The following is a 23,081-nucleotide window of genomic DNA, read 5'->3' as shown; positions in this document are numbered from 1 at the left end:
ACAGTATGAATATAGAAGAAGCCAGGGAATATTGCCTGTCGCTGAAGAATGTGACGGAGTGTTTCCCTTTCGATGATGTTTCACTGGTGTTCAAAGTGGAGGGGAAGATGTTTTTGCTCCTGCCTCTGGATGCCGTGGAACCGTGTGTGTCACTGAAATGCAGCACCGATTATGTCGAGGATCTGCGCGAACGATATACGGCAGTGGAAGGTGCTTGGCATTTTAACAAGAAATACTGGAACACCATCTACCTTGACCGGGATATGCCGGACAGCGAGATCAAGCACTGGATCCATCATTCTTATCGCGAGGTGATCGCCAAATTACCGAAGAAAATAAGAGAAGCTTACGAAAATGAATGACAAAAACGAAACTCCGAAGATCATCCGGCTTGTCGAGACAGATTCGACCAATAACTACCTGCGGGAACAAAGTGCAAAAGCCAGGTTGCCGGAAGGTAGCCTCGTCATAGCCGATTTTCAAACAGCCGGAAAGGGGCAGGTCGGAAACTCATGGGAGTCGGAAGCTGGGAAAAATTTGATGTTCAGTATTCTTTTATATCCTGATTTTCTTCCTGCGAACCGACAATTCCTGATTTCCCAGATTGCTTCCCTGAGTGTGAAGGAAACGTTGGAGAAGTACACGGATTCCGTCACGGTAAAATGGCCGAACGATATTTACTGGAAAGATCGTAAGATATGCGGAATGCTGATCGAGAATGATCTGTCCGGGCAGCATCTCTATTGTTCGGTAGTCGGTATCGGGCTTAATATCAACCAGGAAATATTCCGTAGTGATGCCCCCAATCCCATATCCCTGACTCAGATTACAGGTAAGACGTATGACCGGGAAGATGTATTGGCCTGCTTCCTGCGTATCTTCTTTAACTACTATTTCCTATTATTACAGGAGAAGGAGGAAGAAATCCGAGCTGCCTATATGGCGGCCTTATATCATGGTGACGGTTATTATTTCTATATTGATGAAAACGGCTCTTTCGAAGCCCGTATCCATGCCATCGAGCCGACCGGCCATCTGATCCTCCAATTGCGCGATGGGGAGCGGCGAAGGTATGCCTTCAAGGAGGTAACAACCGTTGTCCCCAGATAAGAGAAAGTATGCAAGACTGAATTCGGTTTGCTGATTGGCATAATTTAGGGCAGTATGTCAAAATGTACTTGTTCCCGAACTTGACGCGGGAACAAGTACATTTTGACACACTGTTCTGAATCTTATTATCTTCCTGGTTGGTCTGTCATTGTAAACACCAGGTTCCCGCCATTCATGACATCTTTGTGGCTGATTGTAAGACCTGTGACCGGCTTTCCGTTCAGTTCTACTGATTTGACGTATTTGTTGGTTTTGGACAAACCTTTGGCTTCGACAGTGAATGTTTTGCCTTCGGGGAGAGATAGGGAAATCTTTTCTATCTGAGGAGCGCCTAAAACATATTCCCCGCTGATCGGGTTGACCGGATAGAAGCCCATAGCCGAGAAGATATACCAGGCGGACATCTGGCCGCAGTCGTCGTTACCGCACAGGCCGTCCGGTTTGGCCAGGTAGAAACGGTCGAAGACTTCGCGGATCACCTGCTGCGTCTTTTCCGGATGACCGGCATAGCTGTAAAGGTAAGCTACATGATGGCTGGGCTCGTTGCCGTGTGCATATTGTCCGATCAGGCCGGTTACGTCGGAAACGAAACCGGTGTTTTCAGCCGTGCTTTCGAGGAAGAACAATGAGTCGAGTTTGGTCACGAAAGCCTCGTTGCCACCCATCAGGTCGATCAGGCCTTGTACATCGTGCTGTACATGCCAAGTGTACTGCCAAGAATTGCCTTCCGTGAAATCGCCGCCCGAAGAACTGGCGTGTGAGAGCAGGAAGGAATTGAACGGCGTACGCCAGTTGCCTTTGGAATCTTTTCCTCTCATTAGCTTGAGTTCCGGATCGAAGAGGTTCTTATAGAAGGCGGCACGTTTGGAGAAACGTTCGTAATCTTCCGTCTTGCCTAACGCTTTTGCCATCTGGGCTACACAATAGTCGTCGTAAGCACATTCCAAGGTTTTGGAAACCGATTCGGTGTCGATGATGTCGAACGGGAAATAACCGTATTTCTCGAATGTTTCCCAGTCGGAGTTAAAATGGCTGACGGTAGCGCTCGCTTTGACTGCCTGGTAAGCCTCTTCTGCATCGAACCCCTTGAATCCTTTCAAATAAGCATCCACGATCACTGGAATGGCGTGATTGCCGATCATGCAGAAGTTCTCTTTTCCCCACAAAGCCCAGATCGGGAGAAAACCTTGTATCTTCTGGTGATCCAGCATTGTCTGGATCATGGCGTCTACCTTGTCCGGGTTCAGAATCGTGTATAGCGGATGAGCGGCGCGATAGGTATCCCAAAGTGAGAACGTAGAATAGTATTCGCCTGTCGGAGACGTATGAATATTGTCATCGATACCGCGATACCGTCCGTCAATGTCGGCAATATTGTTCGGTTGCATCATCAAGTGATACATGGAGGTGTAGAAACTTGTCTTTTCATCCGTCGTACCTGTAACTTGTGCGCGGGAAAGGAGTGCCTGCCACTGGCCGCGTGTGGACTGATGGACAGCATCGAAATCCCATGCCGGATTTTCTTTTTGCAAGGAGGCGAGAGCTCCGTCGACACTTACGCTCGACATGGCAACTTTCACCTGTACGGCTTCACCTGGTTTCGTGTCGAATTCTAGTATCAGGCGTTTCGCCTTTTCTCCTTTCTCCACCGGGAGTTCTTCCTTGACCGTATAAGGATGGTCGAATTTGATTACATAGAAATAATGGCGTGTCACCCAAGCACGAGTTTGGTTATGTCCAGTGATCGTCTGGTTGTCCGGCATTTCAAGCTCGGCTTCTAAGACATGTGTCTTCAGCGCATCTTTGCTTCCGACCATACCGCGTTGCAGGTCGACCAGCAGACGTGCCGGCCCTTCGTTGTTGAATTTATAGCGATGGAGAGCAGTGTGGGCAGTTGCCGTAATTTCTGCATCGACACCGTAGTCGGATAAGGTGACCGCATAATAACCCGGTGATGCTTTCTGGGTGGATTTGTCGTATTCGCTTTTATAAGTATTGTCTTTTATATCGCCGCTGAACGGGAACAGCAGGATGTCGCCCAAGTCCGGACAACCCGTTCCGTTCAGATGCGTTTGAGCGAAACCTTCGATAAAGTTATCTTCATAATTATATCCCGAACAGTATCTCCAAGAGCCAACTCCGGATTCGGGGCTTGCCTGTATCAGTCCGAACGGCGCACAAGCACCCGGAAACGTGTGTCCGTTGTCCGCATTCCCGATAAAGGGATTAACATACTGGCAATAGTCTTCCTCGACATTGTCTTTTGTTTGGGGTGCAGGGCTGCACGCACTGACCATCCCAAACAGGGACAGTCCGATCACAAGGTCCTTCATGAATTAGAATTTTATATTTGCAATTAAACTTCGTTATTCCTTTTTTCGTCTTTCATCTTGTCTCGAATCTTCAGTCGTTTGATCTGCAGGAAACGCAATAGGCCGATAACAAGAACAGTCGCCGCGATCACCCCGAAATACTGTACATAATCAGGATCGGCTTGTTTGCCAGGCCAACCGATTATGCTCATAACGATCAGGTAAATCAATAGAACTGCGGTTGTTATGTTTACTTTCTTCATCGAATCTCTCGTATTTTAAATACAAATTTAGAGAAAAAATATGATTTATGTTTGCCTTTGTTTCTATTTAATGGATAAATGCTGGAAAATCCTACAAGAAAGGTGGACAAGCCGGATTTATGTATATCTTTATCGGCGATTTGATTCTATATGTATGAAAGGCGGATCCGAGATATATTCTTTTAATCAGTTGTTTACTGACTATAAAGGTCGTTTTGTCCATTTTGCCAACACATATGTAGGCGACAGTATGGTTGCGGAAGATATTGCGATCGAAAGCCTGATGTATTATTGGGAAAATAGGGGAAAACTTGCATCTGACTCGAATGTCCCGGCCTATATCCTGACCGTTATCAAGCACAAATGCCTGAATTACCTGCAACGTTTGCGTACGCGGGAAGAGATAGTCGAGTATTTGAAGGATTGTGACACTTGGGAACTGAATCTGCGCATCGCTACCCTCGAAGCTTGTAATCCTGAAAAACTGTTCTCCGACGAGTTGCAGTCGCTTGTCGATAAGGCGTTGGAAACATTACCCGAACAGACACGTGACATCTTTGTCCGCAGCCGCTACAACAACCAAAGCCATAAGGAGATCGCGGTAGCCTTGGGTATCTCGACGAAAACGGTGGAGTTCCACATTACCAAGGCTTTGAAAGTCTTGCGTGTAGCTTTAAAAGATTATTTCCCTTTACTGGCTTTCCTGCCAAAATTCTTTTGCTGATACTTGCCTGTCGATAATTGTCGGCAAGTCTGCTGACGGTTGTCGACAAAAGTCCGACTGGCGTGAAAAATTTTCGATATCTGGCGATAAATAAGCAAAAATGACGGGCAAATTCCAAGTGCATGGTGTCTGGTTGAAACTTTTTCTCAAAAAAAATCCCTTTTCCGTTAGGGATATTTCCTGCTTATTTGCTTTATAAACAGAAACGGAAAAAATGGAAAAAGAAACACTGTATAAATTCTTTGACGGAAAAGCTTCTCGTGAAGAGAAAGAAGCTGTCCGTATCTGGCTGGAATCCTCTCCCGAAAACGAGCAAATGCTTTTCAGAGAACGAGAGTTTTTCGATGCGATGATTCTGTCGGGTAGCACGAAGTCGGCTGGGACGGAAAAGAAATCCCGTCCTTTTTACCGGACTGTCTTGTTCGAAGCCATGAAGATTGCTGCTGTGTTTGCCATTACCATCGCCTGCGGAACGTATTTCTATAAGTCGGAAATCCGGAAGATAGGCGAGGCAATGAATACGATCACGGTTCCCGCCGGCCAGCGTGCCAACCTGACTTTGCCGGACGGCACGAACGTCTGGCTGAATGCCCGTTCTGAAATGCGCTACCCTGCCGCCTTTACAGGCAATAAGCGGGAGATATCCCTGGATGGCGAGGCTTATTTCGAGGTGACTCACAAGGGTGGCAAACCTTTTGTCGTCCGGACGGACAAATGTAATGTCGAGGTGTTAGGGACAAAATTCAACGTGGAAGCGTACAGCGACTCTGAGGATTTCTGCACGTCGCTGATGGAAGGTTCGGTACGGGTGTCGGATAAGAAGAAGCCGTCGGAGAGCTTGGTCTTGGCACCTAATCAACAGGTTTCTTGGATCAACGGACATTTGCAGTCGAAGCCGATTGCGGATTTTGATCCTTTTCGCTGGAAAGAGGGATTAATTTGTTTTAAGAGTATGCATTTTAAGGAGTTGATGTCTCGTTTTGAAAAATGCTACGGTATACATATTATTATAGAGAACCCTAAATTAGCCGATTATATCTGTAGTGGTAAATTCCGGATATCGGACGGTATAGACAAGGCACTGCGTATTCTGCAAAAAGATGCCAAATATACGTTTGAACGGAATAAAGATGAATCGGTCATCTATATAAAGTAATGTCTAATCTTAAAAGATAATGCCTATGATAAAGGAGAAAGGTTAACCTTTTATTGAGAAAAATGCCGACAAGTGTCCCCACACTTATCGGCATAGCTTAACACAATTATTTAACTGTATTAATAAACTTTATTTCCAAAGATATGAATAAAAAATCTTTGTCGATGTCTTATTCTGTAAAAAGATCTCGATGTAAACAATTTTTTAGAGTCATGAGAATAACCACTTTGTTATTATTCGTGTTCATTTTTTGCATGCACGCAGAAAACTCCAGTTCTCAGAATGTAAATGTTACGATCAAAAGAAGTAACACCGAACTTGAGAATGTGTTGAACGATATTGAGAAACAAACTGATTATCTGTTTATTTACAACAAGTTTGTGAATGTGGACAGAAAAGTGTCTGTTAATTTGAAGAAAGCCTCTCTGGAGGAAGTCTTGGCAAATCTGTTCGCCGGAACGGATGTGAAATATTCTGTCGATGGTTCATATATATTACTGTCCGCAGGTGGAACGACGACTACAATCCCTTTGTCAGCACAGCAGGGTAAAACGGTTAGTGGTGTGATTACGGATATCAATGGTGAGCCTATTATTGGTGCCAACGTGATCGAAAAAGGTTCAGAATCAGTCGGAACAGTGACGGATGTCGATGGTAAGTTTACCTTAGCGTTGGACAAGCCTACTGCAACGTTAGTCGTGTCTTACATCGGTTATCTGACTAAGGAAGTGCCTGTAGGTAGCCAGTCTGTTTTGAAGATTATCTTATCCGAAGATACCCAGAATTTGGAAGAAGTGGTTGTGATCGGTTACGGTTCGGTAAAGAAAAGCGACTTGACCGGTGCTGTCGGTTCCATTCAAGTTGATAAGGTGCAGGGAATCAGCGTGAAATCCGTAGACCAGATGTTGCAGGGACGTACGTCCGGTTTGTATATGGTACAGAATTCAGGAATGCCGGGTGCAAGTTCTACTGTCCGTATCCGTGGAGGTAACTCTATTTCCGGCGGTAACGAACCGTTGTATATCATTGATGGTATGCCTGTTTATCCGAGTGCGGATGCAAGCCAGACGGCATTAAGCCCGCTGAACTCGATCCCGACATCGGATATTGAATCGATAGAAGTTCTGAAAGATGCTTCTTCGACAGCTATTTACGGTTCCCGTGGTGCTAACGGTGTTATCATAGTAACAACCAAAAAAGGTAAAAGTGGAAAAACCTCTGTTGCGTTTGACGCCTACTGGGGCATTCAGAATATCTATAAGAAATATGACTTGCTGGATTCCCGTTCATTTGAGAAACTGGCAAATGAGGCATTGGTAAATTCCGGTGGGGCAGCAATTTATGATGAAAGTCTGACTCCAGCTACGACGGATTGGCAGGATTTGACATCCAATAAGAATGCCCTGACACAAAACTACCAGTTGACGGTTTCCGGTGGTAATGATAAAACGACTTTCTTGACTTCTTTCAATTACTTCAACCAGGAAGGAGTAATCAAAGCATCTGAAATGAAAAAATATGCTTTCCGAGCCAATATTGATCATAAGATCTCTTCAACGATAAATCTGGGATTAAGTCTGACGATGACGAAAGTCGACAATAACCGTGTTGGAAATTCTGTTTTGCAGTCCCGTTTGACTACGCCACCGAATTTGCCTGTGATGCAAGATGACGGAAGTTATACGTTTAGTGACAATAATGGCGTCATTACATTTGACAACCCGGTTGGAGTTATAAACGAAAAGGTGGATTGGCATACCAATTTCCGATCATTAAACAACGCATTTGTTGAGTGGAATATAATTAAAGGACTGAAGTTCAAATCTTCTTTTGGTATTGATATCGATTATGCCACCAACAAAAGTTATAATCCCCGTTCTGTTTATTCCGGTAGCCAAAAGAATGGAGAAGCCAAGAAAATCTCGAATAACACTTATACGTGGATTAACGAAAATATCCTAACTTATACGAATACATGGGGTGTACACTCTTTTACGGGTATGGTCGGATATACGCAACAGCAATCGGCCTATGATGGTTTTAATGCCGGTTCTTATGGTTTCTTGAATGATAATTTGCAGATGAATAATTTAGGATCGGGGACGACTTATACGGCTCCTGGATCTGAAGTTAAGAAATGGGCTTTGAATTCTTACCTGGCTCGTGTTAACTACACAGTGAATAATAAATACTTGTTGACTGCTTCTATCCGTGCAGACGGTTCATCCCGTTTCGGTTCGGATAACCGCTGGGGGTATTTCCCTTCTGCTGCTTTGGCATGGAGAGCTTCTGAGGAATCTTTTATTAAAGACTTGAATATCTTTAGTAATTTGAAACCTCGTGTAAGTTTCGGTATCACAGGTAACCAAGATGGAATTGGTACTTACCCTGCGTATGCTTTGTTGGGTTCGAATGGTTATGTGGCAGGTGGAGATAAGGTGACTGGCTATTATCCGTCGCAAGTTGCCAATACGAACCTGAAGTGGGAAACAACTGCCCAGTTCGATGCCGGTATCGATTTCGGCTTCTTTAATAATCGTTTGACTGTAGTTATTGATGGTTATTACAAGAAAACCCGTGATCTGTTGTTGAAAGTGAAAGTACCGGGGTCTTCAGGTTTCTCTTCCGGTCTGAAAAATATTGGAGAAGTCGAAAATAAAGGTTTTGAATTAGCGATCAATGCGACGCCGATAGAAGGTGATTTCACTTGGAATACGAGTTTGAACCTTACTTATAACAAGAATAAAGTATTGGATTTGGGTGATGTCTCATTTATTTATCCGAGTCAGCCAGGCCAGGATGAAACCGGAATACATTTGGGGCGTATCATACAGGTCGGACAGCCTTTAGGAACGTTCTACGGATATGTGTATGACGGACTTTTCAGTACGACGGATGACATAGCATCTTCTGCGCAGCCGACAGCTAAACCTGGCGATATCCGCTATAAAGATATTAGTGGCCCGGATGGTGTTCCTGACGGAGTGATCAACGATCTTGATCGTACGATTATCGGTTGTGCACAGCCAAAGCTTTTTGGAGGATTCAATAACACGTTCTCTTACAAAAATTTTGATTTGAATGTAAATACGATTTTCACGATCGGAAATGACGTTTATAACGGTACGAGAGTTACTATGGAGAATATGCAGGGATCAACAAATATGTTTGCTTCAACGATGAATTATTGGACGCCTGATAATCAAAATGCTCCGTTGCCACGTCCACTCCGTTCAAAGGCTGTAATGCGTGTTTCCAATCAATATGTGGAAAACGGTTCTTATCTGCGTTTCCAAAATATCACGTTAGGTTATAATGTGCCTACTGAATTTTTGAGTTTTACAAAGTATGTATCGGGATTACGGGTGTATGCTTCTTTGCAGAATTTCTTTACGATAACAAGCTATTCTGGTGATAATCCGGAAGTCAGCAAATATGGTCAGGATAACTTGGGAGCCGGATATGATGCATTCTCTTATCCGTTTGCAAAGTCAGTATTGTTTGGTTTGAATGTTAAATTCTAAAAGAGTCTAAGTAGTTTATGAAAAAAATAGCATTTATAATATTGAGTTCGGTCATGATGAACTCATGTACGGATATGAATCTGATACCGGAGTCTAATCTGAGTCCTGAAAACTTCTTTAAATCCGAAGAGGATGCAACAGCTGCTGTTTATGGAACGTATTCGGTTTTTACCGATAATGATATTTATAACCAGTTTTGGGAAGTATTGCAGAGTCAGGGTACTGATGATTGCGAGTGGAGTGGTGGGCGCACGACGACTAACCTGGACAAAAATGCTTTAGATAAATTTGAGTATGATGGGAATACGAATTTAGTTTACTCCGTTTGGATTAAGCACTATGTGGCAGTTAACCGCTCTAACTTCGCGATAGAAAATATTTCGAATATGGGGAGCGAACAGATAAGAGATGATGTCAGGAAGCGGCTGATCGGAGAAGCTAAGTTCCTGCGGGCGTTGGCCTATTTTAATTTGGTTCGCATATATGGAGGAGTCCCTTTAGTATTGAAGCAAACCACTTCGTTGGATGGCTTAGAAGTTCCCCGGAATACAGTTGACGAATGTTATGAACAGATTATCTCGGATTTGCAAGAAGCAAAATCTGTTCTTCCTGCTATCGGGCAACTTCCAGAGGGATATTTAGGACGGGCAACAAAAGGGTCCGCCTCTGCTATGTTGGCAAAAGTTTATTTGACCCGTGAAGATTATCAGAATGTAGTGAAGGAGACGTCGGAAGTGATGCAGATGGGATATAAATTATGGAAGAATTATGCTGATAATTTTGATGTGGAAAAAGAAAATGGACAGGAATCTATATTTGAAATCCAGTATAAGCGGAATACTCCGGGTGTGTCGGGTAGTAATTACAACGGATATTATCGTCCTCCGTTTGTCAATATAAATGGTTGGGTCGGATATGGAGATGATCCAGTGACACGTAATCATTATGAATGTTACGAGGAAGGTGATTTGCGTCGGGATGTAAATGTGCGTCTTTATACGAAGGAAGAGTATCCGAATATGTCTTCCAATTATGAGTTTCCTTGTTATGTAAATAAATTTCAGGATCCTTCGCCGTTGGCCGTAAGATCTCAAGGAGGAGAAAATAATTATCCGATATTGCGTTATTCGGACGTCTATCTAATGCGTGCGGAAGCCTTGAATGCAATAAATACTTCTGATGCAGAGGCGTATGAGTGCTTAAATGTCATACGTCGTAGGGCTTTTGGACTTAATATGAACGAGGCTTCTGCTATTGATATTAAGCTAGGATTGAGTAAAGAAGATTTCTTGGATATAATTCTTTTGGAACGTCGTAAAGAATTTGCATTTGAAGGACAACGTCGTTTTGATTTGGTACGTACGCATAAATTGAAGGAAGCCATGATGGCGCAGAATCCGACTATTGGTGCTGTGGTAGAGGAAAAACATTATCTGTTGCCTATACCTGTGACAGAATTGGATGCAAATAAGTTATTAGAGCAAACTCTGGGATGGTAAATTAAGTATTATATGAAGAGAAGAAGTTTTATCAGAAACATAAGTTCTTTAGGTTTGGCATCTGTAGCAGTGGGAACATCTTTTGCTGCAGAAACTCCTCAAAGTAACAGTTTGCCGGGAAAATCGAAAATACCGGTATATGATGGGTGGGACGTAATAGTTGTGGGGGGAGGACCTTCGGGATGTGCTGCGGCTACGGCTGCGGCACGCGAAGGTGCCAAAACTTTGTTAATGGAAGGAACTGGAGCCTTAGGTGGAATGGGGACTTCTGGCTTACTGAATGCGTGGTGCCCTTTTACGGATGGTGAGAAGATTATTTATAAAGGAATTGCGGAACGGGTTTTTTCCGAGTCAAAGAAAGGCGTTCCTCATATTCATTATGATAATTGGGTGCCTATAAATGGTGAATATCTGAAAGTCGTGTATGACGATTTGGTAACCTCTGAGGGCGTATCTGTTCTTTTTTTCACAACAATGGCTGCTGTCGAAATGAAACGTAAGGGGGTTGTCGATGCAATAGTTGTTGCTAATAAAGCAGGATTGTCAACTTACAAAGCTAAAGTATATATTGATTGTACAGGCGATGGTGATCTTGCGGCTTGGGCTGGTGCTGATTTTGTAATAGGAGATGAGAGTGGTTCCGTTCAAGAAGGTACTTTGTGCTTTACCTTGTCGAATGTCGACCCTTATGAGTTTTCTTTAATAGGAAATGTCCATACTAATCGGAAGGATGGTCCGATTCATTCTATTTATGGTAACCCTAAATACCCATTGGTGAAAGATAAGCACATGAATGACAAGTTAATCGGACCGGGTATCTTAGGATTCAATGCCGGTCATGTGACTGTTGATAGTACAGATCCAGTATCTTTGACTGAAGCAATGATAAAAGGACGTAAATTGGTAAGACAGTTACATGAAGGATTGGTCGAGTTTGAACCAAAGTCATTTGGTGCTTCTTTTTTGGCAAGTACGGCTAATTTGATGGGAATCAGGGAAAGTCGCCGGATAAAATGCGATTATACATTCACATTGGAAGATTGGCTCGCTCGTAAGGAGTTTGAGGACAGTATCGGACGTAACTGTTATTATATTGATGTCCATAAACAGGATGCAACCGTGTATCCTCGCTATAAGAAAGGAGAATCTCATGGAATCCCCTTTAGTTGTCTGACTCCTGCGGGTTTGAAAAATGTAATGGTTGCAGGACGTTGTATCTCGACGGATTCTTATGCTCATGGTAGTCTGCGTGTGATGCCACCGTCGCTTGTAACAGGTGAAGCAGTTGGTGTTGCTGCCGGTCAGATTTGTAAATCCAAATCTCCTGATATACATAATGTTGATATTCAAAAGTTGAGGAAACGATTGAAAGAAGTAGGTCAGTTGATCTGATGTAAATGGATACTCGTCTGTTATTTTCTGGTTTAAACAAGGAATCGGCAGACGGGTATATTATGTCCTATAGCGGGTATATATGTAGATGAAATATTGTGTACATTCTGTTTTAAAGTTTTAATTTGACTATTGCTAATAAATATGAAGCAAATCGTTCTGATTCTATTTTTATGTATTGTAGGCTGTTCCTTTGTATGGGGACAAGATGCGAATTATTATCGTAATCCCGATAGGATTTATCTGGATTCAAAAGATGGACACCAAGGTGCATTCCTTTGGAAAATGAAAAAAGCAGGAGATGTTACAGCCTGTGCGGAAGCCGTGTCGAAGCCCGGATATAAGACGGGTGACTGGATGCCGGCAATTGTTCCGGGTACTGTGCTAAATTCTCTCGTATATAACAAAGTGTATCCCGAACCTTATTATGGATTGAATAATAAACTGACGAGCAATATCATTCCGGATTTGTCTGTTGTCGGACGTGATTTTTATACTTATTGGTTTCGTACCGATTTCGTCGTTCCTGCTGATTATAAGGGGAAAGTCATTTGGTTACAGTTGGACGGGATCAATTATCGGGCGGAAGTCTGGGTAAACGGTCATTTGCTGAGTAATATTTCCGGCATGTTTATTCAGGATTATGTGGATATAACAGAGTTCGCCCGAGTAGGCGAAACGAACGCTTTGGCAGTAAAAGTCTATCCGGTCGATATGTCTGGAACCGTCAAACAAAAACAGTGGGGAGCTGTAGGAGAATTTCATAACGGTGGTGACGGGAATATAGGGCTGAACACGACGATGCTGATGTCTGTCGGTTGGGACTTTACTTTCTTGGACGGTATACGTGACCGGAATACCGGCATTTGGAAAAGCATATCGTTGTATGCTACTGACAAAGCTGCGATCCGCAATCCGTTTATTCGTTCTGAACTTGCCAAGCCTGGATATGATAAAGCCGAGGAGACTGTCTCTGTCGAGGTTATTAATCCGACGACGGGGTCGGTCAAATGTGTCGTTGCTGGTGAAATAACAGGTGAAAATATTCGTTTTTCAAAAGAGATAAGCCTTTTTTGTGGAGAAACTCGTGAAATAGTCTTTACGCCTGAAGAATTTCCGCAGTTGAAAATTGATAATCTTCGGTTGTGGTGGCCGTTGTTTAAAGGTAAACCGGATTTGTATGAATTGAAGATGACAGTTTCTGTTAAAGGGCAAGTTTCGGATTCGTTGAAGACTCGTTTTGGTATTCGCGAAATTACATCGGATCAGAATACACCAGACAAATCCCGTCAGTTTTATGTCAATGGCAAGAAGATCTTTATCCGGGGAACGAACTGGATACCGGAAGGAATGTTGCGGCATTCGGATGAACGTACTTATGCAGAATTGCGCTATACCAAACAATCCGGCGTTAATTTGGTGCGTATGTGGGGAGGCGGTATTGCAGAATCCGACTACTTTTTCCAATTGTGTGACGAAATGGGACTGTTGGTTTGGCAGGAATTTTGGTTGACAGGCGATACGAAACATCCACACGACCAGGCTCTTTATTTGGCAAATCTGGAATCGACGGTAAAACGTTTACGGAATCATCCTTCCCTGGCTTATTATGTTTCTTCTAATGAAAGTACGGAAGTGGTGGGTGCAAAAGATCTGATTATGAAATTGGATGGTACACGCGGTTATCAGATGCAATCGGAATGTGATGGTGTGCATGATTGCAGTCCCTACAAGCAAGTGAATCCGATGCAGCATTATGAGAATACGGCCTCGCCACGTGGAAGCCGTGTGGATGGTTTTAACCCAGAGTATGGAGCGCCAACGTTGCCGACCCTTGAAACTTTACGGGAGGTGATGGATGAGAAAGATTTATGGCCGATCAATAAAGAGGTCTGGGATTATCACGATGGGGGAGGCTTCCATTTAATGTCCACTATGTATAAAGATCTTGTCAATAATTACGGAACCTCGCAGTCGATAGAAGAGTTTGCTAAAAAAGGCCAGTTGGTAGGAGCAATGAATTCAAAGACAATTTGGGAGGTTTGGAATTATAATAAGCTGGACTATGGGGATCGCTATTGTTCAGGGTTATTATTCTGGTATCATAATTGTCCGGTACGCCAGGTATGTGCCCGTATGTGGGATTGGTCGTTGGAACCGACGGCTTCACTATATCATACTCAGAATGCATTGGAGCCTTTACATGCGCAGTTTGATTATTTGAAGAATATGGTTTCGGTATGTAATGATTATTATCGGTCTTTTAAAAATTACAAGGTCAAGGCTGATGTATATGATTTGAATAGCAAGAAGGTCTTTTCTTACTCTCAACGGATTGATATCGGTGAAGATGAGGTGCTGAATGATTTGTTTAAAATCGATTTTCCATCAGATATAACCCCTGTGCATTTTATCCGGCTTGGTTTGTCGGATGAAAAGGGAAAAGAAGTAGCGTCTACGTTCTATTGGCGTTCCAATGCCGCTTATGAAGGAAAGGAAATCTTAACAGGACCAACCTCTTCCGGTTTTGAATCTCTGAATGATATGCCAACGGCCCGGCTTCAGACGAAGTACAAAACGAAAGAAGTTGATGGGCGGTATTATATTGAAGTTTCGTTGAAGAATACTTCTTCCCGGATTGCTTTCTTTACGCAACTTCAATTTCTGGATAAAGCGGGCAAGCCTGTTCGCCCTTCGTTCTATACGGATAATTTTTTCTCGTTGTTGCCAGGTGAAACGAAGCAGGTACTTATTGATACATCTGTGGATAAAGTTACAGAAGGCGAGTTTTCATTAACTGTCGGCGGATGGAATGTACAGCAGAAAAAATATAAGTTGTAATAGTTCATATTATACTGAATTATAGGGTAAAGGCGGAATGTGAAGTGCGAGAATAAAGCACTTTTACATTTCGCCTTTGTTGTATTTATGGAAGGACCACTTTATAGTATTTTTGATAGTTGGCGGAATGTATTTGTAAAATGTACATTCCAGAGAGATTAGTGAACGGAACTACCAGCGAACCTTGTCGTATTCTTTTTTGAAACATGCAGTGTCCCATCATGTTAAAAACTTTGATATATCCTGCTTCCGGGATATTTTGCAGGTGCAGTTGGCCGTCTTTTATGAAAAAACGGAAATTCTCTGTATTGGGGAGCTCTATCTCTGTGCTTTGTTTGTCGGGATGGGGTTCGGTTATACTTTTACTCATAGGGAAGTTTGTCGGGATTATGTTTATTGCTTTTGTGGGTGTGCTGTTGGACGATATTTTCAACTCGGTCGGTGAGGATGCTTTTACAAAGAAGGCGGCGAAAGGAGGGAGGGCATAGTTGCTATTAAGGGAATAGGTTTTATAACCGTTTCCGTCATATACATAGATATTTCCATCCAAAGCCCTGTTTTTTTCGATTTGGGTTAATGGAAGTAGTGCGGGGAATGGATTGCCGCACAAATACCAGCCATGGTTTTCTTGATTGCCTGAAGAACTGTCGGAATTTAAAGGAATTGCAATTACTCCTATATTGGCAAAATTTTCGGGGATGTCGCCGGGTCGAGATGAAAAAGATAAAGTTCGGTTTGTCGTTTTCTCGTCTAATGCGATCAGGTAACCTTTGTTTTTTTCGAACAGGGGGACATTATCGGGACGGATGGGCACGACTTCCCAATTCCCGGCAGATTGGTTGGACGATGCCCGCTTGTCTCCGTTGTAGGATTGGACATAAAAATAGTTGCCTCCGTCGTTAGGCGTAGCATCCTTTTGTTCGAAGTGGAGGTCGATGCCAGGCGGATAAACGTCGAAAGGAAATGAGATAAAATACCATTTGCCGGGTTCTTCAAAAGTTTTATGGAAGGTGATACGGCCGGAAAGAAGTATCATCCCTCCTGAATGGAGAGAGGCTTTGTTTTCGTATAGGTCCAAATTCTGTAGGATAAACAGGCTGCCAGGATTGATCTCCAGTGATCCGGAATGAATGGCGATATCTTTGCAATACGTATCTGTTGTTATATTTACATTCCCTTTTATGAGCGCATTCCTGTGGCGGAGTGGAGGAAGATGCGACCAAAGGGTTGTGTCGTTCCAGTTTCCGATACCAGAGAATAGAGAATATGAAGGGATGTCGCCATAAGCAAAAACGCTATCGGTCATATAATATCCATTCTGTGTATTGACTTTTTTGTTTGTCGTTATAGCAAAAGAGCTTGGATTGCTTCCGATTGTAAGATATCTGTAACCCATGTAATCTTTACCTTGTTCAGGAGTGTTTCCTGTTATGACTTCATCGGAATTATTACGGTGAACGTTAAATAATAACAACTCACCGGGTTCTAGTTTGAGTCCGGCAATATGTGATACGATTTTTACATTTGTATAATTATTAAGCGAGAAGGGGGAAAAAATGATTCCGGAACCGACAGGTATCTTTATCGTATGTTTCTCTTGGATAAGAGAAGAATTTACAGTTAACGTATATCCCCAATTATCCCATTCTGAATCCCCGAATGTCTGCAATCTGAGCGTATCCGAAATAAGCCTATTTTCATCGCTACCGACAAAACTTTCCCATGAGGATGGATTGGAAACTTGTGCCTGGAGCGGATAAGCTGCACCGAAGAATAAAATCTTTACAAGTACATACTGAACAAAGTGTATGACTTCCTTTTTCATAGTTAATACTATTTTGGTTTGATATTATGGGTACAAATATACATAAATAATTGAATTTACTATCTTTGCCGTATGAAAGAATTTATTATATCTGAAGCACAGACAGAAAAGGCTGTTCTCGTAGGACTGATTACTCCTGAACAGAATGAGCAGAAAGTGAAGGAATACCTGGATGAATTGGCCTTTTTGGCCGATACGGCAGGTGTCGAAGCTGTGAAACGTTTTTATCAGAAACTGGATTATCCGAACTCCGTGACCTTTGTCGGTTCCGGCAAGTTGCAGGAGATAAAGGAATATGTGGTGGAAAACGAGATCGGGTTGGTGATATTCGATGACGAACTTTCCGCCAAGCAATTGCGTAATATCGAGAAAGAGTTGCAGGTAAAGATTCTGGACCGTACGAATCTGATCCTGGATATCTTCGCCCGTCGTGCACAGACTGCTCATGCGAAGACACAGGTGGAATTGGCGCAATATAAATATATGTTGCCCCGCCTGACTCGTTTGTGGACACACTTGGAGCGTCAGCGTGGCGGTGTCGGCATGCGTGGACCGGGTGAAACTCAGTTGGAAACGGATAAGCGTATCATCCTGGATAAGATATCCAAGCTGAAACGGGACCTGGTCGAGATCGATAAGCAAAAAAGCGTGCAGCGGAAGAACCGCGGAAAGATGGTCCGCGTGGCACTGGTCGGTTATACCAATGTCGGAAAGTCCACATTGATGAACCTGCTTAGTAAGAGCGAAGTGTTTGCCGAGAACAAACTGTTCGCGACACTCGATACGACTGTCCGAAAGGTGATTGTCGACAATCTGCCTTTCCTGCTGTCCGACACGGTCGGCTTTATCCGTAAGTTGCCGACCGAACTGGTCGAATCTTTTAAATCGACTTTGGATGAGGTGCGTGAAGCGGACTTGTTGGTGCATGTCGTCGATATTTCTCATCCGACGTTTGAAGAACAGATCGAGGTGGTGAACCGTACCTTATCGGAAATCGACAAGACGGAGAAACCGATGATTATGGTGTTCAATAAGATCGATGCTTTCACTTTTGTCCCGAAGGATGAAGATGACCTGACTCCGCGTACACGTGAGAATATCGATTTGGACGAATTGAAACGCACTTGGATGAATAAGATGCAGGATAATTGTATCTTTATCTCAGCCAAGGAACGGACGAATATAGATGCACTCAAAGCCTTGCTGTACGAGCGGGTGAAACAGATTCATATTACTCGTTTCCCTTATAACGATTTTCTTTTCCAACAATATGATGAAGAATGAGTGAAGGATATTTAAGGCATCTGCTATCGGAAGAAATTGCAGATTTGGAGAAGAACGGCTGTACGGCCGATAATTGGGAAAACATAAAGGTCGCCAGCCCTTTTCATGCCGAACACGTTTGTAATGTTCATTTTTCAGGGAATGTGGCATTGGGCCTTTTTGAAAAGGAATTTACTCTTCCGGGAGGGGTGAAGAAACATAGCGGTATCCGGAATGCAACTTTGCATAATTGTGAGATCGGCGATAATACGCTGATTGAAAACGTGCACAATTATATTTCCAATTATTTCATAGGCGATGATTGTTTCATACAGAACGTGAACGTGATGTATGTAGAAGGAAGGTCCTCTTTCGGGAACAATGTCGAAGTGTCCGTACTGAATGAAACGGGAGGCCGTGAAGTACCCATTTATAATGGCTTGTCTGCATCATTGGCCTATCTGATAGCTTTATATCGTCATCGGCCGGCTTTAATACTGCGTTTGCAGGCGATGATTGCCGATTTTGCCGAACGGCAGACTGGCAACTATGGTTTTATCGGCAACCATGTGAAAATAATCAATACAGGGACTGTGCGCAATACTGTGATTGCCGATTATGCAACGGTCGAAAACTGTACCCGTCTCGATAACGGTACGGTCAATAGCAATGTGAATGCTCCGGTGTATATTGGCGACAGCGTTATCGCGGAGGATTTTATCATTTCTTCGGGGGCTGTGGTTGCCGATGCCGCCAAGATTATCCGTTGTTTTATCGGGCAGGCGTGCCATGTGACGCATAACTTCTCTGCGCATGATTCACTTCTGTTCAGCAACTGCGCTTTTGAGAACGGAGAGGCTTGTGCTATCTTTGCAGGACCTTTTACTGTGTCGATGCATAAGAGCAGCCTGCTGATTGCCGGCATGTATTCGTTTCTGAACGCCGGAAGCGGCTCGAACCAAAGTAACCATATGTATAAGCTGGGCCCCATCCACCAGGGTATTGTGGAGAGAGGTTCCAAGACGACCAGTGACTCCTATATCCTGTGGCCTGCGCGTGTCGGGGCTTTCTCTCTGGTAATGGGGCGCCATCACCATCATAGCGATACGTCGGACATGCCTTTTTCTTATCTGATAGAGAAAGACGATGAGACTTACTTGGTTCCCGGTGTAAACCTGCGTAGCGTCGGTACGATCCGCGATGCGCAGAAATGGCCGAAGCGTGATAAGCGTACCGACCAGCAACGGCTGGATATGATCAACTACAACTTGCTAAGTCCGTATACCATCTACAAGATGATGAAAGCTGTCGGAATCTTGAAGAACCTGCAAGAGTTGGTGGGTGAGACATCCGAAGTCTATTATTATCAAAATACTCGTATCAAAGGTTCCTCTTTGCGTACGGCCCTCGATCTTTATGGTATGGCAATCAATAAATTCTTGGGGAACTCCTTGATCAAGCGCCTGGAAGGAACGGATTTCCGTTCTATGGAAGAAGTCTGGTCACAGTTGAAACCGACTTCTTCAGCTGGTCGTGGGGAATGGCTGGATCTTTCCGGGTTGATCCTTCCTCGTGAAGAATTGGACAGGTTGATCGAGAAAGTTGAAGAAGGCGAGATAACTTCGCTTGAGGCGATAGAAGAGTTCTTTGCAGCCATGCATTCCAATTATTATGATATGGAATGGACATGGGCGTATGATATGCTGGAAGAGTATTACGGTGTGAACCTATCATCAATATCGGCAGCACAGATCGTCGATCTTGTCCGCCGCTGGCAGGACTCGGTGATCGGATTGGATAACCTGCTTTATAAAGATGCGAAGAAAGAATTCTCCCTTACTTTCATGACCGGTTTCGGTGTGGATGGTTCGGATAAAGAGAAGCAGGAAGATTTCGAAGGTGTGCGCGGTGCATTCGAGAGCAATCCCTTTGTCACGGCAGTCAAAGAGCATATTGTTGTCAAAAAGGCTTTGGGTGATGAGCTGATCGAACGCATGGAACGGCTGTTCTAATCCCGCGGCTTGCTACGTGGATGATGTTCCAGTATCTCTTTCCGCAGGAACTGGCGGTCGATATGCGTATAGATTTCGGTGGTGGTAATCTTTTCATGTCCCAGCATCTCCTGGATAGCAAGCAAGTTGGCTCCCCCTTCCAACAGGTGGGTGGCGAAGGAATGGCGGAACGTATGCGGGCTCACGTTCTTTTTGATACCGGCCATTTCTGTTTGCTGCTTGATGATATGAAAAACCATGATCCGCGACAGAGCCGTTCCTCGCCGGCTCAGGAACAGGATGTCTTCGAATCCCTTTTTCACCGCGACATGGTTGCGGTCATACAGGTAGTTCTTGATCTCCTTGATAGCTGTTTCCGAGATGGGGACCAGGCGTTGCTTGCTCCCTTTCCCTTCCACCTTGATGAATCCTTCGTCGAAATAAACATCCGTGAAGCGTAGTGAAACCAACTCTGACACGCGCAGTCCGCAGCTATACAAGACTTCGAGCATCGCCCGGTTCCGTTGCCCCTCCGGCAATGTCAGGTCGATCGTGTCCAGGATGCTGTTAATCTCGTTGACAGTTAGGACTTCAGGAAGTTTCAGTCCGATCTTGGGCGATTCTAACAATTCGGTCGGATCAGTTGTTATATAATCGTCCAGGAACAGGAACCGGTAGAAAGATTTGATCCCTGAAATGATCCTTGCCTGTGAACGTGGGTGGATGCCGATATCATGTAGGCGGGCAACAAACTGTTGCAGGTCGTCATATGTGACATCCGCATACTTCTTGCCTTCGCTTTCGACGAAGTTTGTCAGTTTGTCGAGATCCGTCAGGTAAGCGTCTATAGAGTTGGCCGAAAGCGCTTTTTCCAGACGGAGGTATGTTTTGTATCGTTCTATTTTGTCATTCTCTCGGTGCATGAAACGAATTGTGATTTATGAATTATGATTTATGATTTACGGGGAAGTATGAGGAGCTGAAGGTTCGTCCGGTAAAATCTGCTTATGTAATGGATTTTACCCTAATGACTTAGCACCAATTCATAATTCATAAATTATAAATCATAAATCTTTACTATCTTTGCCGGATATTTCCTGTCCGTAAAAGACAGGGCAAAGGTAATAAATTACGGCAAAATGAAGAAAATTCAGATTATCAACGGCCCCAATCTTAATCTGTTAGGCAAGCGTGAACCGACAGTGTACGGAAATGCTTCGTTTGAAGGCTATCTGAGTGAGTTGCGTGCCAAGTATCCACAATGTGAGATTGCTTATTTTCAGAGTAACGTGGAAGGTGAGATGATAAACAAGATCCATGAAGTCGGCTTCGATTACGACGGTATCATTATGAATGCAGGCGCTTATACGCATACATCCATTGCCCTCCACGATGCAATAAAAGCTGTAACGACTCCGGTTGTGGAGGTACATATTTCAAACGTACACGCCCGTGAATCTTTCCGTCATGTGTCCATGATTTCAGCCGCTTGCAAGGGGGTGATCTTAGGGTTCGGGCTGGATTCGTACCGTTTGGCGGTGGAAGCGGTGCTTCAATTGGCAATGGATAATTGACAATTAGGAAGAGATAGAAATTTGTTTAGGTAAAAAGAAGTTTAATAAAGGTTTGGCTCTTGGAGTTGAGGATTGGCTGTTTTTAAAATTGTCAATTGTCAATTGTCAATTGTCAATTTTAAAAAAGGGTTATATGTTAAAGCATACGAAGATTGTTGCTACAGTTTCCGACCAGCGTTGTGAGGTCGAGTTTATCGACGCGTTATACAAGGCTGGAATGAATGTCGTGCGCCTCAATACGGCTCACATGGCGGAAGAAGGTTTGACCAGAGTCGTTAATAATGTCCGTACGGTTTCCAACCGTATCGGAATTTTGATGGATACTAAAGGGCCCGAAGTGCGTACGACTGCTGCGCAGGCTCCCATCGAGTTCAAGACCGGGGAAATGGTTAAGATCGTGGGAAACCCGGAAGGGGAGACTTCGCATGATTGTATTTGTGTCTCATACCGGAATTTTGTCAATGACCTGACCGTCGGCAGCGATATCCTGATCGATGACGGGGATTTGGAACTGAAAGTAATCGATAAGAAAGACGATTTTCTGGTTTGCGAAGTGGAGAACGACGCGACCTTGGGAAGCCGTAAGAGCGTGAACGTGCCGGGTGTACGTATCAATCTGCCTTCCTTGACAGAGAAAGACCGTAAAAATATCCTGTGGGCAATTGAAAACGATCTGGATTTTATTGCTCACTCATTTGTCCGAAACAAGCAGGATGTAATGGATATCCAGCGCATTCTGGACGAACATAACAGCCCGATCAAGATCATTGCGAAGATCGAAAACCAAGAGGGTGTCGACAACATCGACGAGATCCTCGAAGTTGCCTACGGTATCATGATTGCCCGTGGTGACCTGGGTATCGAAGTACCAGCCGAAAAGATTCCGGGTATCCAGCGTGTGTTGATCCGTAAATGCGTGGAAGTAAAGAAACCGGTTATCGTGGCTACCCAAATGCTTCACTCCATGATCAGCAACCCGCGTCCTACGCGTGCCGAAGTGACGGATATCGCCAATGCGATCTATTACCGCACGGATGCCTTGATGTTGAGCGGTGAAACAGCCTACGGAAAATACCCTGTCGAAGCTGTCCAGACGATGACGAAGGTAGCCCGTGAGGCAGAAAAGACGAAACTTGCAGCCAATGATATCCGTGTCCCTATCGAGGGTAATGACTTGGATGTTACGTCTTTCCTTGCAAAGCAGGCTGTGAAATCATCTTCCAAACTGCATGTAAAAGCTATTATTACAGATAGCTATACCGGCCGTACGGCTCGTTACCTGGCTGCATTCCGCGGTACTTCCACCGTGTTCTCGATCTGCTACAATCCCCGTGTCATGCGTATGCTGTCCCTTTCTTACGGTGTCTGGGCTGTTCACCAGCCTTATAACGACAGTCGCCGCGGCTATTTCTATGATGCGCTGAACGAGCTGATCAAAAGCGGACGCATCACCCGTAACGACATGGTGGCTTACCTGAGCGGCAGTTTCGGTGAAGGTGGCGGTACGAGCTTCCTTGAAATTAATAATGTAGGGAAGGTATTGGACGCCGGAAGTAATTATCAGTTGCCGACGTTTAAGGAATAAACAAAGATTTATGGTTTATGAT

Annotated in this window: 16 protein-coding genes; 12 read left to right on the top strand and 4 right to left on the bottom strand. The window is 44.0% G+C overall.

Annotated features, from left to right (window positions below):
- Window positions 1-5: 5 nt before the first annotated feature.
- Both KTG12_RS01730 and KTG12_RS01725 read left to right on the top strand, forming a co-directional pair.
- Entirely contained in the window at window positions 6-362 is a 357-nt protein-coding gene (locus KTG12_RS01730) for an MmcQ/YjbR family DNA-binding protein (protein ID WP_005634389.1), read from the top strand.
- Complete coding sequence (locus KTG12_RS01725) at window positions 355-1,110, top strand: biotin--[acetyl-CoA-carboxylase] ligase (RefSeq protein ID WP_046451589.1); 756 nt, start codon at window positions 355-357, stop codon at window positions 1,108-1,110. The genes KTG12_RS01730 and KTG12_RS01725 overlap by 8 nt, the downstream gene beginning before the upstream one ends.
- Before the next feature lie 125 nt (window positions 1,111-1,235).
- On the opposite strand, the gene KTG12_RS01720 is transcribed toward KTG12_RS01725, so the two are convergent.
- Complete coding sequence (locus KTG12_RS01720; protein WP_155143440.1) at window positions 1,236-3,443, bottom strand: GH92 family glycosyl hydrolase; 2,208 nt, start codon at window positions 3,441-3,443, stop codon at window positions 1,236-1,238.
- A gap of 23 nt (window positions 3,444-3,466) precedes the next feature.
- Window positions 3,467-3,685 (bottom strand): hypothetical protein, encoded by a 219-nt coding sequence (locus tag KTG12_RS01715; RefSeq protein WP_122115648.1) that lies wholly within the window; start codon window positions 3,683-3,685, stop codon window positions 3,467-3,469.
- Between the two features lie 154 nt (window positions 3,686-3,839).
- On the opposite strand from KTG12_RS01715, the gene KTG12_RS01710 reads away from it, so the two are divergent.
- The 6 genes from KTG12_RS01710 (at window position 3,840) to KTG12_RS01685 (ending at window position 14,821) form a co-directional block, all read left to right on the top strand.
- Window positions 3,840-4,409, top strand: coding sequence for an RNA polymerase sigma-70 factor (locus KTG12_RS01710; protein ID WP_036658189.1), 570 nt, complete (start codon window positions 3,840-3,842; stop codon window positions 4,407-4,409).
- Between the two features lie 214 nt (window positions 4,410-4,623).
- The gene (locus KTG12_RS01705) at window positions 4,624-5,565 is read left to right on the top strand and encodes a FecR family protein (protein WP_122115649.1); all 942 of its coding nucleotides are present in this window, start codon (window positions 4,624-4,626) and stop codon (window positions 5,563-5,565) included.
- Between the two features lie 212 nt (window positions 5,566-5,777).
- Entirely contained in the window at window positions 5,778-9,089 is a 3,312-nt protein-coding gene (locus KTG12_RS01700; RefSeq protein WP_229032835.1) for a TonB-dependent receptor, read from the top strand.
- 17 nt (window positions 9,090-9,106) lie between these two features.
- Complete coding sequence (locus tag KTG12_RS01695) at window positions 9,107-10,588, top strand: RagB/SusD family nutrient uptake outer membrane protein (RefSeq protein ID WP_022322378.1); 1,482 nt, start codon at window positions 9,107-9,109, stop codon at window positions 10,586-10,588.
- A 12-nt stretch (window positions 10,589-10,600) separates the two neighbouring features.
- Window positions 10,601-11,980, top strand: coding sequence for an FAD-dependent oxidoreductase (locus KTG12_RS01690; RefSeq protein WP_005634366.1), 1,380 nt, complete (start codon window positions 10,601-10,603; stop codon window positions 11,978-11,980).
- 144 nt (window positions 11,981-12,124) lie between these two features.
- A complete protein-coding gene (locus KTG12_RS01685) occupies window positions 12,125-14,821 on the top strand; it encodes a sugar-binding domain-containing protein (RefSeq protein ID WP_216945404.1) in 2,697 nt (898 codons plus the stop codon).
- A gap of 85 nt (window positions 14,822-14,906) precedes the next feature.
- Here KTG12_RS01685 and KTG12_RS01680 read toward each other — a convergent pair whose 3' ends face one another.
- On the bottom strand, window positions 14,907-16,646 hold the full coding sequence (locus KTG12_RS01680; RefSeq protein ID WP_122115652.1) for a T9SS type A sorting domain-containing protein: 1,740 nt from the start codon (window positions 16,644-16,646) through the stop codon (window positions 14,907-14,909).
- A gap of 72 nt (window positions 16,647-16,718) precedes the next feature.
- Here KTG12_RS01680 and hflX point away from each other — a divergent pair, with 72 nt between their 5' ends.
- Both hflX and KTG12_RS01670 read left to right on the top strand, forming a co-directional pair.
- The gene (gene hflX / locus KTG12_RS01675) at window positions 16,719-17,930 is read left to right on the top strand and encodes a GTPase HflX (protein ID WP_005644604.1); all 1,212 of its coding nucleotides are present in this window, start codon (window positions 16,719-16,721) and stop codon (window positions 17,928-17,930) included.
- Window positions 17,927-19,921, top strand: a complete 1,995-nt coding sequence (locus KTG12_RS01670) for a DUF4954 family protein (protein ID WP_138272854.1) — start codon at window positions 17,927-17,929, stop codon at window positions 19,919-19,921. Before hflX ends, KTG12_RS01670 begins: the two co-directional genes overlap by 4 nt.
- Here KTG12_RS01670 and xerD read toward each other — a convergent pair.
- Window positions 19,918-20,823, bottom strand: coding sequence for a site-specific tyrosine recombinase XerD (gene xerD / locus KTG12_RS01665; RefSeq protein ID WP_005634359.1), 906 nt, complete (start codon window positions 20,821-20,823; stop codon window positions 19,918-19,920). The two genes, KTG12_RS01670 and xerD, sit on opposite strands and share 4 nt — an antisense overlap.
- Window positions 20,824-21,039: 216 nt before the next feature.
- Here xerD and aroQ point away from each other — a divergent pair, with 216 nt between their 5' ends.
- A complete protein-coding gene (aroQ, locus tag KTG12_RS01660; RefSeq protein ID WP_005634357.1) occupies window positions 21,040-21,474 on the top strand; it encodes a type II 3-dehydroquinate dehydratase in 435 nt (144 codons plus the stop codon).
- A 133-nt stretch (window positions 21,475-21,607) separates the two neighbouring features.
- Window positions 21,608-23,059, top strand: a complete 1,452-nt coding sequence (gene pyk / locus KTG12_RS01655; protein ID WP_005644598.1) for a pyruvate kinase — start codon at window positions 21,608-21,610, stop codon at window positions 23,057-23,059.
- Window positions 23,060-23,081 lie beyond the last annotated feature (22 nt).

The organism is Parabacteroides sp. MSK.9.14 (genome assembly GCF_019041495.1).
Taxonomy (GTDB): Bacteria; Bacteroidota; Bacteroidia; order Bacteroidales; family Tannerellaceae; genus Parabacteroides; species Parabacteroides merdae.
The sequence above is the reverse complement of the archived record's forward strand: the minus strand, read 5'-3'. Positions and strand labels throughout refer to the sequence as shown.